Source organism: Xenorhabdus griffiniae (genome assembly GCF_015163655.1).
GTDB lineage: Bacteria > Pseudomonadota > Gammaproteobacteria > Enterobacterales > Enterobacteriaceae > Xenorhabdus > Xenorhabdus griffiniae.
On record NZ_JADEUF010000107.1, the window covers coordinates 1 to 14361 of the forward strand.

The window sequence follows — 14361 nt, forward strand, 5'->3', positions numbered from 1 at the left end:
ATCAGTTGGAAAATTGAATATACTACATATGAATAAATACGTTAAAAAATAGGTTAAATAAGATGAAAATATTTTCTATACTTGCTTTGTTTTTGGGTGCAATTAGCAATATAGCAATTGCTATAACACCTAAAGATACTACAAATAATATACAACCTAAATCAAATATCGTTGACCCAGTAAGTAAGCTGGGTTCTGCACAAAACTGCTCTGTCAACCAGGGTTATCTTATTTCTTTATCTGTAGGATATGATGATAATACAAACTGGGCAACTTATACAATTAAAAATGAAAAAGGTGCCAAGGCTTGGTATTGGGGAGCTTATCAAGTTGATACCCCGATAGGGAAAGCCACCCTTGCAACGGCAATTTATGCCGCATCTAGTGGACAAAAAGTTGTTATTCAATGTGACTCCAATAATTATATTAAATCTTTGTGGGTTGGACCTGATGCTTACTAACTTATTTAGTTGCAAATTTATTATGTAGAAAACAGATGTTGACATTCAACAAATGCATACTTTGTAATGAGTTTTGTCGTCACTACGGAAGATATGATTGTTGAAATATTTAAGGTGCTAATGATTAAAGCAGATTTCATCATTTTACTTTTTAAATGTGTATAAATATTTATTTATTTTTCTATAGCAATCTTACTTCAAGATGAGTGTGATCTCTCCCCGCGAAGCGGGGAGAGATCAGGTTTCATATCGTGTTGTAAATTGCAACTTGAAGTTTAATGCGTATATATGAAAGGTTAAAACCGGCTTTAGTAGTCGGCCAGCGTTAACTGAGAAATTGTGTTGCACGAGAGGTGCAATGTGGATCAAATATGACAGCTCCAAGTTTTCAGTCCGTTAATAACTCACCCACCGACTTGAGTGGGTGGGTGAGTTATTTATGCTTGTATTAAAATTAAAAACCTTTCACAATTTTATTTAGGCTTGGGAATTTACTGGAAGTGGTATGCGATGGTTTCGCCACTGATCCCTAATCTAACGGGGAGTGCTGATCATTGATTTTTAGTCTTTATTTCTAACCGATAGTATCACGTTAATACATAGCATTAGATTTCAACACATAAACCTGTCATATCAAGCTGTTCTATGGGTATATTTCCGATTGAGAAAAACAAATTTAGTGAGGAATGGGGGGTGGATCATACCTACGAGTACAAGAAACCATGCCCTGGATCCAAAGCCTTTCGCCATCTGATAAATGGATCATATGTCTTGCAAGATGTTGATATTGCGGTTGATTATAAAGATAAAGCGCTTGCAAATACTCAAATTGAAAATTTTCCATAAGACCTGGCTGTGGCCTATCTTGTAAAGGTTCAAGAGAGGCAACACCCAGTTCATCATAAACATGCCATCTTTCTCTTGGTGGTGGATAATACTCAATTGCATCTCTGCTTGTTCTTGGATGAGAAAGCCCTACTGCATGTCCAAATTCATGGAGAATAAGTGTATAAGTGAGATTTTCTAGTAGAACTCTCCTATCGTTGGTTCCAAAGTTAGTCTCTAATTGTTGTAAATCTTCGTTAGTTATTTCATCACTTTCGCGAAGGTATATTCCAGCTGATGTAATAAAAGGATATCGTCTATTAAGTTCTCTTAATTCTCTATAACCTGCTTCATATGTCGTTGCCATAGATTCTGGCGTATGCAAAACATCGCTAAAATAAGAATTTGGAACTGTTCGTATAATAAAATTTGGAATGCCACCACCTGCTGGAAGTGGTGCTATAGTGAGTCCTTGATCCCTAAGAATTTCATTCCAATATGTTGCTGCTTCATCAACAAGAGGCTGTAAAAGAATATCTTCACTCCCACCACCTTCTATATTAAAACGAATTGTCATTTGTGGGTTTTCTATATAGTAACGCATAAAAGGTCCATAATTGTGGACTGCTGAATATGGCAGAGGTCTAATAGTGTGCAGTGTTTCATCTTCTATTAAGAAGCCAACATGATTATAAGCTGGATCAGATGGGTCAAAATGAGAAGGTCGAGGTTGAGCATGAACCTGAGTCGTTGTTGTAAATAAAATAAAACTTAATAAAGAAAATACTTTTAATGATTTGAAAAATTTTTTATACATATAGTTTCCCCTTTTATATTATGATCATGTAGTGTTGAAAATGCATTCTAAAGTAGAGTGTTCAACACGTTCCTCGTTTCAGGCTGAATTTATGGGGTTAAAAATGATATGTTTATAAAACACATCTTTATTTGGGGCAAAAGAAGATCGATTTATAATAGATGAAAGCTTTCGATTTCATGTCATTATGTTACGCTTCATTTTCTTATGACCATCTCACCATCACTTTACAGTCTGGCGCTGAATTAATATATTAATGGCAACAGGTTATATTGACTATTATTTTTCCCATAGGGCAATAAGGACAGCATAAAAATTTGGAGATGATGGTTATCATTGCCTTTGATGATTATAGACTATCTACTAGAAGCTACAATACGCTCCCTACTTTATAGAGTCAATTAATGTATATGCTAATAAAGCAGACTCAGTATCATTGAATCTGCTTATGCCTATTAAGCAAAACAAATTTTTGCCCAGCGTGCCAGGCCTGTCGTTACTGAACCGAAGTAATTCCCGCCAACCAACGGGATACTTGGCAATTTTTGTTCAACTTCCTGACGCAGAATAGGGGAGCTGGCTGAGCCTCCTGTCATAAATATCACATCTGGTTGGGTTCCACTTTGTGCCACGGCTTCACTCACCAATTTTGCCATTTTCTCTTTAGTGGATTCGATGGCCGCAATCATCTGATCACGCTGAATATTAACTTCAATAATCTCTGTTAATAAATTAAGTTTAACGCCATACTCAGACAGTTCTGAAAGCGCAATTTTGGCTTCCTCTGCGCTGCGAACCAGGCTGTATCCTAACGTCTCTTGGTGCACTTTCAATAAACGGGCGAGTTTTTCTGGCTCTTGGGCATCTCTGTGCAAGGATTTTAATGTCGTTAAATTCTGGCGAGAGTAGAATGCTTTTTGGGCCTGTATGTCATTGATGGCAATCGGGTTCCAGAATTGCGTCAGGGGCATATCAATACCTGAAGAGACTTTGCTGCCTAATCCAAAAGGGTGCATAAGTTGTTTAAAGGTGAGATTAATATCTAAATCATTTCCCCCGATGCGTTGACCTGTGTGCGCCAGTAAGCTGTCATTGCGCTCAGATAGGTTTTTCCAGCTTGGCCCCATTTGGATAACTGAGCAATCTGTGGTTCCGCCACCAATATCGACAACTAATACCGTTTTATCTTCTGTTAATGTGGCTTCATATTCCAAGCCCGCTGCCACGGGTTCAAATTGGAATTCAATGTTGCGGAAACCTGCCCGTTTGGCTGCATTAAGTAAGATTTCTTCAGCTTGTTGATTCGATTTATCACCACCACGCCCATGAAAATTGATTGGGCGCCCAATGACGACATCTGTGATAACTTGCTGTTTATTGGCTTCTACTTGTTGTTTGATATTCGCCATCATGGCACAAACCAGATCCTCAAAAAAACTGATTTGAGTATCTCTTAATCCCATTGCACCCAGAAAAGATTTTGGCGATTTAACGTAATAAACCTCTTGAGGATCTTCTAAATATTGAGCAAGTGCCTTTTGCCCAAAGACGATATCACCTGGCAAAAGTTCAATACCTTCCTCTCTGTTTGCCGTGATCGCGCTACGAAGTAATTGCTCACCTGTTTGATTACTGGGTTTGATGTTCCAGTGGCGAAACAAGTGCTCAGAAACAGACTCTCTGGTCGGTGCCGCCAGAGCTGAAGGCATGTAGAAGCTATCATTCTCAATAGCAATAAGCTGTGGTGTATCTCCGATCATTTCTGCTACTGCGCAATTTGATGTGCCATAGTCAAAACCGATGAACATAGGTTTCCTCATATTTAATCGTAGAAAATGTTAAAAAGGGCACAGATGCTATCCTAAATTAGTGCTGAATAATAGATAGGGCAATCATAAAGACTAAAATAATCCATTATCTTTCTTTTAGAATGTATTAAGGGAGAAGTATTGCATTAATAATAAATTTATTATTAACCGTATTGAAAAGATTATTAATTAATACACATTGTTTATACCTATCACCTTTCAAGATGCGCCTTAATATCGTGTTGTCAATTGCAACTTGAAGTTTAATGCGTATATGGGAATTATCTTTTTCCGGCGGATTGATTAACGCTTATCATAGAGTGATTTTTGTTTCAGAAAATACCAAGTATAATATTGAAAAATTTTCACTTTATAACTATAACAATTTAGACGAAGGCCAAGCATATGACGCGTTACGAACAATTGGCTGGTGTGATCCGCCAACAAATAGAAGACGATATTTGGCAAGTGGGTGATAGGTTACCTTCATTACGGGAATCGGTGAAATCGTCAGGTTTGAGCTTGATGACGGTATTACAAGCTTATCAATTGCTGGAAAGCCAGGGATGGATCGTGGCGCGTCCACAATCAGGGTATTACGTTGCCACTCGATTAAAACCTTTTGCGGCAGCAAAAGGGGGAAAGGGACTTAATTTAAGTGAAAATGTGGAGATCAGTGCGTCTATATTTGATGTCTTGCAGGCATGTAAAGATCCGCAAATTATTCCTTTCGGTTCGGCATTTCCTGATCCTTCTTTATTGGTCGAACCTAAGTTGTCGAAAATACTGGCTTCAGTCGCCCGCCGTTTCGTGCCACACAATTCGCTGGCAAATCTGCCTCCAGGCAATGAAAAGTTACGGCGTAACATTTCTCGTCGCTATGCTTCCCACGGTATCCATGTTTCCCCTGATGAAATTGTCATTACTGCCGGAGCAATGGAATCATTAAGCTTCAGTTTACAATCCGTCACTTCGCCAGGGGACTGGGTCGTGATTGAATCTCCCGCTTTTTATGGCGCGTTGCAGGCGATAGAGCGGTTACGTTTGAAAGCCATTGCCATTAAGACAGATCCCCATACGGGCATTGATTTGGATACGTTGCAAGAGGTTGTGCAGAGATATCCAATAAAAGCTTGCTGGCTGATGTCGCGTTTTCAAAACCCACTGTGCAGCACGATGCCGCCTGAAAATAAACAACGATTGGTAGAGATTTTGAACCAAAACCAGATCGCCCTGATTGAAGATGATGTATATGGTGAATTGTATTTTGAGCAGGAACCTTCGGCACCCATAAAAGCCTGGGATACTGAAAATAATTTCATGCACTGTTCATCATTTTCAAAATGTCTGGCGCCCGGTTATCGGGTGGGGTGGGTGGCAGCAGGCAAACATGCGAAGAAAATTCAGCAATTACAGATGATGAGTACGGTGTCTGCCAGCACGCCAATCCAGTTAGCGATTGCGGACTATTTGGCGCAGGGAGGATATGATAATCACTTGCGCCGATTACGGCGGCAGTTGGAACAACGGCAAAATCGGATGCTATGGGCAATCAGTGAATACTTTCCCCAATCGGTGAAAGTAAACAGTGCGCGTGGTGGTTATTTTCTCTGGCTGGAATTTGACCCCCCTTTTAATGCCAACCGGCTCTATCAACTGGCATTGGCAAAGAATATCAGTATCGCACCAGGTAGCATGTTTTCCACTAGTAACCAGTTTGATAATGCCTTTCGCTTGAATGCGTCATTTGCCTGGAATGAAACACAGGCTTTGGCAATGAAAGCATTGGGGAATATATGCCATATGCTCTTAAAAGAATGCGGGTAATCAATCACACTTCAACTATCTCAATATTGTCGTAAGGGAAATTATTTGCCAATGTTCCTGTTAACAAGTTGACACTGGTTATCTTTTAGCTCTGTAAACAAAATTTAAAAGTGGTGAGGGAGTGGCATGAAAATGAAATGCTTCGATTATGCAACATTACCAAGGGTGCAATGGTCTGGAGGGGAAGGCGAAACCAGGGATATTGTTTGCTGGCCTGTGTCTGATGATTTCGCCTGGCGAGCTTGTTTTACGACTGTCCACCAAAGCGGGATATTAGGGCAATTCCCTGATGTTGAATGTTCAATCATTTTATTAAAAGGAAAGGGTATTCGCTTGACCAGTCCGGGTTTTTTGGAACACGAATTGGTGAAAAAGATGACGCCATTTAATTTTTCAGGCGATATTTTGACCCATGCGGAATTATTGGATGGTCCTGTTCAGTGTTTCAATATCATGACTCGCCGTTCATGTTGGGCTTCTGAGGTTTCTGTCATTTCTGATGAACGTTTACTACCAACATCACACAGTGGTGTACTTTATGTTTTAAAAGGGCGTTGGGAAATGACCGGAGCGAATTGTGTCCAGCTTGCTTTTGGTCAAGGTGCATGGTGGTTACCGGATATACGGGAAGGGGTAATTAAGCCATTGATTGCGGATAGCAAGCTGTTGTGGGTTGATTTACGCCCGATTGGGTGAATGGGATAATCATTGAAAATTAATACAATAAGCGGCCTGCTGAGTTTTATACGCATTAAACTTCAAGTTGCAATTGACAACACGATATGAAACCTGATTTCTCCCCGCGAAGCGGGGAGAAATTACATGCATCTTGAAGTTGGATTGGTATATACGATCAAAATCAATGTTTTCAAGTTGTAGTTAAAAAAATTTAACCTAAAAAATGAAAAATAGCTAAAAGCGTATAATCTTAAACTATGGGCATATAACGATAAAAGTAATATATCCAAGATATTATTGTTTCTGTTATTTATAGTTAGACAAATTATCTCTGCTGGTTTTGGATTGCTATCAAAATAACAGAAGTGGTGAAAACTTAATTTATACGCTGGTAAGGTTATTAATAATTATGAAAAAAATCTTGATAGTGACGCCATTATTGGCTTTTTCTTTTGGCGTCATGGCAGAACCTGCTCTATCACAATTAGATTGGTACGATGGTAATGTATCTTTTGCGTTTGGGCTTGGTTGGCTAAAAGGAGAATCTAACGAAAATCTCTATGGATATGCTAAAGATCCACAATACAAAAGCAGCCAATTGAATTGGAAAATTGGCGATGCTCTGATTGCCAGAGGTAAAGTTTCCTGGGATCTCCTTGATAGGTTAACCATGAATGTGGGTGGCTGGGTCAGGTTATCGTCACGTGATAGCAAAATGGTGGATTACGACTGGCTCGATGTCAACCAGAGTCATTGGACTCATTGGTCATCCAGCCCGGATACTCCTCTAAACGATGCCAATGAATTTGATTTAAATGCCGCAGGTTGGTTGATTAAACAATCTAATTATAAATTGGGGGCGGTAGTCGGTTATCAGGAAACACGTTTCAGTTGGACGGCTTATGGTGGTAATTATGTCTATGATAATGGCGCTGATATCGGAGAATTTCCTGCGGGAGTGGCCGGCGTTGGCTATAAACAAAAATATAGCCTGCCCTATATTGGATTAACTGGACAGTACCGCTATCAGGATTTTGAATTTAATCTTTTATTAAAATATAGCCCGTGGGTAAAAGCCTGGGGTAACGACGAGCACTATATGCGTCGTTTAACCCTTCCTCAGCGATCTGATAAGGTGCATTATTTTGGTGCCAGTATAGATGCCGGTTATTATTTAACTCAAAATACGAAAGTATATACGGCGTTTACCTGGAATAAATATCGCGAAGGTAAAGGTCAAACGAAGCTCATCTATTACGATGTTGGCTACACCGAAGATTTAGGTGACAATTCTGTCGGAATTGAAAACCGAAACTACAGTATCGATCTTGGATTACAGTACCATTTTTAGTTCTCTTATATACGCATTAAACTTCAAGTTGCAATTGGCAACATTATATCTCCCCGCGAAGTGGGGAGATATCAGACGCATCTTGAAGTTAGATTGGTATAATGATATCACTGACAGTTACCATTTTTTCGGTATCTGTCAGTTAAAAAAACATACCAACTCTTATAGTTCGGTGAAATAGCGTCTCACAATCTCTCTGCCAATCTCTATCGAAGCCGTGGCAGCCGGTGAAGGTGCATTACAGACATGCAGTGAACGGCGGCCTTTCACAAAGTGAAAATCATCCACTAACTTACCATCAGCCGTGAGTGCTTGCGCACGTACACCGGCTGGACCTGGAGTGATATCTTCCGGCTGCAAATCAGGCATAAGCTGGCGGGCATTTTCGGTAAAAAGTTGACGAGAAAAAGAACGCCGCATTTCTGCCATGCCTTCACAGAAATAACGTGTGGCAATGTTCCAAAATCCTTTGTAAGTCAGTACCTCTGCTAAATCCCGTAAATTAAAATCTGTTTTGTTATATCCTTCACGCTTAAATGCTAATACTGCATTCGGGCCAACATCGCGTTTGCCATTGTGCATCCGCGTAAAGTGAACGCCGAGGAAAGGAAAATCAGGGTTAGGTACGGGATAAATCAGATGATTAACCAGATAATTTTTACTACTGTCCAGCACATAATATTCACCGCGGAAAGGAACGATCTTCATACCTGTCTTATAGCCAGCTAAGCTGGCGATCCTGTCACTGTGCAGCCCGGCACAATTCACCAACCATTTTGCCTGATAATGGGTTTGCTGAGTTTGTACTTCAACATAATCACCATGTTCATGAATACCCTGGACTTGATGTTGATAATAAATATCACCCCCTCTGGTTTGAATGATTTCAGCCAGCTTGGCTGCAATTTCTGGGTAATTCACAATCCCAGCATCCGGCACCAATATCGCCTCAAGGCCGTTGACATAAGGCTCGCGCTCTTTCAATTGGGCTTGCGAAAGATGGCTGACGTCAAGGCCATTTTTCAAGCCTCGCTGGTAGATATTTTCCAGCAAGGGAAGCTCCTTGAGTTGTGTGGCGACAATCACCTTACCGCAACGGTCGTAATATAATCCATGCTGCTGACAGAACTCATATATCGTACGGTTGCCTTGTTTCGCCAGTCGTGCTTTTAAACTGCCGGGTGTGTAATAAATGCCGGAGTGCACAACGTTACTATTATGGCCGCTTTGGTGTACAGCTACGCCATTTTCTTTATCTAATATCAGCAAGCGTAAGTGTGGATGCTGTTCCTGTAAGGCATTAGCGGTGCCAAGTCCGACCAATCCCGCACCAATAACAATCACATCATACATTTTTAGGGGGTTCCTCATTATGCTTGTTTTTTACACGTTCCAATTTATTGCGTAAGAAATGCAGGGTTCCTGCCACGATAATCAGTGCTATTCCGGCCAGGTCTGTGAGCATTCCTGGTTTGATTAACAGGATTGCGGCAATGGCGAAGAGAATTCTTTCTAGCCAATGGGTTTTGTACATCCAGAAATTAGCACTGGCAACAGAAAGTGAATAGATGCCAATCAGTGCAGTCAGGATCATATAACTAATGGACAGGACGTTTAAATCATCACCCTGCATCAATAAGGCCGGGTTGTACACCAAAATAAAAGGAATGATAAAACCGGGCAGAGCCAGATAAACCGCGTTCCATGAGGTCTGTATTGGATCAGCACGGGCAATGCTGGCAGCCGTGTAACTGGCGAGTGCGACAGGCGGCGTAATATTGGAAAGTGCACCAAACCAGAAAACAAAGAAGTGAGCCGCTAAGGGTAAAACGCCTGCTTTGATTAATATAGGTGACACCGTCACGGCAACAACAATATACAAGGCAGTCGAAGGCAACCCCATACTGAGGACGATACAAACTATCATGACAACCAGCAGGATCATCCATAGGGTATTGTTGGTCAGGGAGACGATATTGAAAGCGAGGGTCGATCCAATACCTGTCATGGTGACAACACAGATAATAACGCCAATGGCTGCACAGGCGACAGTGACCTGAATAGCCCCGCGGGCCGCTTCATTCAGGGCCGCCGCGATTTTCTTGGGAGTCATGCGAACGGTAGTATCGGGTGTGATCCAACTTGCGATAATAATCGCGATAATGCCGAGGAAACCGGCATAAATCGGTGTTTTCCCGCTCAATAGGGTTCCAATCACAATAAAGAGTGGCAGCAATAATAGGCCACGGGCTTTGAGTACCGTTTTGACCTGGGGAATATTTTCCTTGCTGACGCCTTTCAATCCTTGTTTTTTGGCTTCCAGATCAATGGCAATAATCAGGGCGGCATAATAGAGCAGCGCCGGAATAATGGCGGCAACGACAATCGTGGTGTAAGAAATGCCGAGGAAACCGGCCATGATAAATGCGGCTGCTCCCATAATGGGTGGCATGATCATGCCGCCTGTTGATGCCGCGGCTTCGACAGCGCCGGCAAAACGGGGAGACAAGCCGATATTTTTCATCAGGGGAATGGTGAAGGTTCCGGTTGTGGCAACGTTGGCGACAGCACTGCCACTCAGTGAACCCGTCAGGGCAGAGGAGATGACCGCAACCTGGGCAGGGCCACCACGACGGCGTCCAGCCATTGCCATAGCGAGGTCATTGAACAATGCCGTCGCGCCGCTGGCACTTAAGAATGCGCCAAACAGGATAAAAACAATAATGGCTGTTGATGCTGTAGATAGGGTAATGCCGAAAATGCCTTCACTGGTCATAAATAAGCGGAATAACAGACGTTCAAGTGAAAACCCGGCATGGCCGAAAATACCCATGAAATAATTGCCGAATAAGGCATAGATGATGGCAAAAAGGGATATACCCGGTATGAAATAGCCGGTTGTACGCCTTGCTGCTTCAAAGAGTACAGCGATGCCAATGACGGACACCACATAATCTGTGGTATTAGGAATGCTGTTGCGTACAACATGTAAGTCAGTGTAAGTAAAATAAAAGTACCCATAGCTGACTAATGTGAGCAGAATAAACAAGTAATCCCAATAATTAAATTTGGCTGTTGCATGACGTTTGGAAATCGGAAACAGAATAAAGCCCAATACCAGAATGCCAGCGAGAAATGTTGCATTACGATAAAATTCCTGCGTGTTGGATAACGCATTGGAATAGATAGCATAAAGGGAAATAGCGATGGCAAGTATTATCGTGATCTTCGAATAGAAACCGCTTAATTGGCGGTTGCCTGATCCTGCTTCTTTATCCAGCTCCATTGTGGATGGCGTTACATTATCAGTGTTCATAGCGACTCCATAATATTCTGGTCAATAATAGGCTGGGAAAATTAAGTTAAGCCTTATGATTTCAGGTCAACAATCAGTGTTGGTTGTTTGTCGGTTTAAGTTCTGGTGGCACAAGATAGTCAGGAATAGCCAGGCCAATTTCGCGATAATACCGGTATGCCCCAAGATGTAATGGTACGGAAACACCTTTCAATGCGTTTTCAGGCAGGATGTATTTTGCGGAGCTATGGATCTGATGGATTTCCTTCTGATTTTCAAACATCACTTTCGTTAATTCATAGATGGTTTTTTCATCTATTGTGCGGGTTGTCATCAGAATATTGGGTTGCGCAATCGTGTGGATAGGCTGTTTTTGGCGTGGATAAGTTTCCGGTTTTATGGTGAAGCGAAACCATGAGTTGGCAATAGCGTTAATCTTTTTCAGTTGTTCATCTGTCACATTGAGAATGCGGGCAGGAACACCACTGGCATACATATCGGTGACTGCTGAAGCGGGGACACCCGCAGGTAAGGCGCCGCCATCAAGACGACCGTCCCGCATGGCTGAAACGGTATCGCCATAGCCGAGATATTCTGGGTGAATCTTTTGTTTGCTGAGATTGACGCCTTGCAGAATAATCAGGGTAGATTGTTCAGTACCACTGGCTTGAGGCCCTACAGAAAAACGTGTTCCGGCAATATCGTTTAACGTGCCATCCTTGACCTTATCGTCGACTAAAACAAAGTGTTCAACATTTGGCCAAAGAACAGAGATAGAACGCAGATCCTGATAAGGGTGGTTTTTGAAACTTCGGACACCTTGATAGGCCTCGACAGCAATTAAACTCTGTAAAATCGCGAGTTGAGCTTCATTTTTCTGGAGTAGATCAATATTTTCAATCGAACCGGCTGAAGATTGCCCTGTAACCTGAATATTTTCCTGTTTCAGATGGTGACTCCAGACATTGGCCAGGCCGACTCCCATTGGATAATAAGTTCCGCCTGTAGAAGCTGTAGCAACGGAGAGAAAACGTTTATTGGCATTTTCTATTTTTCCTGTTACGGCCATGATGACCAGTACAATGATAACAATAGCTGTCAATAGGCGCTTTACTTTCGAGGAAGCCATATTTTTTATCGTCATAATGCGGTTACCAGATGATGTTGTGTAATAAATGTTAAATATTTGCATTCACTTGTATACTCATGCAACTTCAAGTTGTAATTTGCAACACAATATGAAACCTGATATCTCCCCGCGAAGCGGGGGAGATATCACACGCATCTTGAAGTTAGATTGGTATATACAACATTACTTATCTGGTTCAGAGTTTGATGTTAAAAATTTGTGATAGGTGTTTTGTATACCTAAAAAATAGACAATCACTGATAGATTTTAAGTGAGAGAAGAGCGCTCTGTTATTGACTCTTAAGGAGATAAATAATGGTTACTCCACATCAGCATATTCATCACCATAATATCCGAACTCGTTATGCCAATATATCGGTAATAGATACTGGTGGTAATGGATTGCCCGTTCTGTTAATTCATGGCAATTCAAGTTGTAAAGAAATATTTCGTCACCAAATTAACCAGTTAAAAGGGAAATATCGGGTTTTGGTGTTAGATTTGCCAGGGCATGGTTTATCATTCAATGCCAGTGAGCCACGTCAGGCATATTCAATGCCTGGTTATGCACATACGGTCATTGAAGTATTAGAAAAAATAGGTATTAACAGAGTGGTGGTGTTTGGTTGGTCATTAGGCGGTCATATTGGATTGGAAATGTTGGCGTTGTTTCCTAAGATGATTGGCTTAATGATTTGCGGTACGCCGCCGGTATCCATCGGTGCAGATAACGTCGCTCTTGGCTTCCGTCCTGGTTTGGGGCTTGCTGGCAAGGCGGAATTTACTGAGGAGGATATCAAAATTTTTGTATCTGATACCTATGGTGTTAATACCCCTCATGAGCCTTTTATGATTGAAGCCGTGATAAGAACCGAGGGATTGGCACGGCAGTATATGTTCGAGGCTTTTCTTTCTCCTCAAGCAACAGATCAAAAATTATTGGCCGAAACCAGCCAAATCCCGTTAGCGATTGTTAATGGGGCAGATGATCCCTATATTAATTTTGACTATATTAATGGTCTAAGTTATCGAAATCTTTGGCGAGGGAAAGTAGTTAATTTAGCGGGAGTCGGTCATGCCCCGTTCTGGGAAGCACCGGAATTATTTAATTCTATCTTAATTGAATTCCTTAAGAATTTTCAATGAAACTAAATGTGGTAACCCATTGATTATGATAAATAATAGCGAGAAGCTTTTATTAAATAAATCACCAAGAAAAGTTCCCGCCATTATTTTTAAAGATTCACTATGTGAAGAGTGCTAACAACGTTCAGCACTTTATACGCAATAAGGAATAGCAAGAGAGAATTGACAGCACCAAGGATTATAATACTTGCATGGGAGCTCAGCACTTGCGTTAGCTGCAATAAAGGTTCCTATGAATAATGACAACACACAAGCCACTAATTTTCTTTTCATGATTTGTACCTCGTAAAGTTAGAGATCAACCTGAATAAAGGAATACAAACTAATTATGTGTATAATGCTAACGTTAACATGCTCATTTTTACAAATCGCCTGTGTTATTGGCAAGTCATTCTCTAAATTTGTTATCTTTTTGTTTACATTATTTTAACGCGTGCTTTTTCATTATCTTATAGAAAAATGATGACAAAGGATATATAAAGTATATTTTGGCTGAGTTTATTTATTGTGTGATAATTAATTGCGTTATTTTTTGTATTTAGGTTGCGTGATCCTGTATTCCATACATGGTTATACGCATTAAACTTCAAGTTTCCATTTACAACACTCTATGAAATCACGCGCATCTTGAAGTTAGATTGGTGTATACGCATATGATCATTAAGGTATTGGGAAAAGGTATTAGTAAAGTGTTAGTGTTTGGTTGGTCATTAGGAAAGGTCATGTTGGATTGGTAATGTGTTAGCCATGTTCCCTAAGATTATTGGTTTTTAATTTCTTAAAGATTATCAATGTAATAACCATAATAAACAATAGCAGGAGCCGTTTATTACATGTTTATTTAAAAAGCACTTAAAAGCGCTCCCATTATTATATTTTATACTGACATATACCAATCGTCATTGAAGATGCTGGTCGTGACATCAATTTATTGAATCATGTATAGTATGCCTATTTGGAGAACATTCAGATGGCAAAGATTGATGTGACCTGTCCCTCTTGTTGTGCAGTTAAAGGGATCCAC

The 14361-nt window shown here is 40.8% G+C and carries 10 protein-coding genes; 5 read left to right on the forward strand and 5 right to left on the reverse strand.

Annotated features, from left to right (window positions below):
* Positions 1–62: 62 nt before the first annotated feature.
* The gene (locus IQ211_RS14925; protein WP_189759736.1) at positions 63–461 is read left to right on the forward strand and encodes a hypothetical protein; all 399 of its coding nucleotides are present in this window, start codon (positions 63–65) and stop codon (positions 459–461) included.
* Positions 462–1137: 676 nt separating this feature from the next.
* Here IQ211_RS14925 and IQ211_RS14930 read toward each other — a convergent pair.
* The gene (locus IQ211_RS14930) at positions 1138–2103 is read right to left on the reverse strand and encodes a hypothetical protein (RefSeq protein WP_189759735.1); all 966 of its coding nucleotides are present in this window, start codon (positions 2101–2103) and stop codon (positions 1138–1140) included.
* 455 nt (positions 2104–2558) lie between these two features.
* The gene (gene yegD / locus IQ211_RS14935) at positions 2559–3911 is read right to left on the reverse strand and encodes a molecular chaperone (protein WP_189759734.1); all 1353 of its coding nucleotides are present in this window, start codon (positions 3909–3911) and stop codon (positions 2559–2561) included.
* A gap of 405 nt (positions 3912–4316) precedes the next feature.
* On the opposite strand from yegD, the gene IQ211_RS14940 reads away from it, so the two are divergent.
* From IQ211_RS14940 to IQ211_RS14950, 3 genes are all read left to right on the forward strand, one after another.
* Positions 4317–5738 carry an aminotransferase-like domain-containing protein gene (locus IQ211_RS14940; RefSeq protein ID WP_189759733.1) on the forward strand — a complete coding sequence of 474 codons (1422 nt, stop codon included), beginning with the start codon at positions 4317–4319 and terminating at the stop codon, positions 5736–5738.
* A gap of 126 nt (positions 5739–5864) precedes the next feature.
* Positions 5865–6434 carry a HutD/Ves family protein gene (locus IQ211_RS14945; RefSeq protein ID WP_189759732.1) on the forward strand — a complete coding sequence of 190 codons (570 nt, stop codon included), beginning with the start codon at positions 5865–5867 and terminating at the stop codon, positions 6432–6434.
* 391 nt (positions 6435–6825) lie between these two features.
* On the forward strand, positions 6826–7767 hold the full coding sequence (locus tag IQ211_RS14950) for an omptin family outer membrane protease (protein ID WP_189759731.1): 942 nt from the start codon (positions 6826–6828) through the stop codon (positions 7765–7767).
* 162 nt (positions 7768–7929) lie between these two features.
* On the opposite strand, the gene lhgO is transcribed toward IQ211_RS14950, so the two are convergent.
* The 3 genes from lhgO to IQ211_RS14965 all read right to left on the reverse strand — a co-directional run bounded on the left by lhgO (position 7930) and on the right by IQ211_RS14965 (position 12191).
* Positions 7930–9120 (reverse strand): L-2-hydroxyglutarate oxidase, encoded by a 1191-nt coding sequence (gene lhgO / locus IQ211_RS14955; protein ID WP_189759730.1) that lies wholly within the window; start codon positions 9118–9120, stop codon positions 7930–7932.
* Complete coding sequence (locus tag IQ211_RS14960; RefSeq protein ID WP_189759729.1) at positions 9113–11083, reverse strand: TRAP transporter permease; 1971 nt, start codon at positions 11081–11083, stop codon at positions 9113–9115. Before IQ211_RS14960 ends, lhgO begins: the two co-directional genes overlap by 8 nt.
* Positions 11084–11156: 73 nt before the next feature.
* Positions 11157–12191 (reverse strand): TAXI family TRAP transporter solute-binding subunit, encoded by a 1035-nt coding sequence (locus IQ211_RS14965; RefSeq protein WP_189759754.1) that lies wholly within the window; start codon positions 12189–12191, stop codon positions 11157–11159.
* Positions 12192–12506: 315 nt separating this feature from the next.
* On the opposite strand from IQ211_RS14965, the gene IQ211_RS14970 reads away from it, so the two are divergent.
* Entirely contained in the window at positions 12507–13337 is an 831-nt protein-coding gene (locus IQ211_RS14970; protein WP_189759728.1) for an alpha/beta fold hydrolase, read from the forward strand.
* Positions 13338–14361: the final 1024 nt, after the last annotated feature.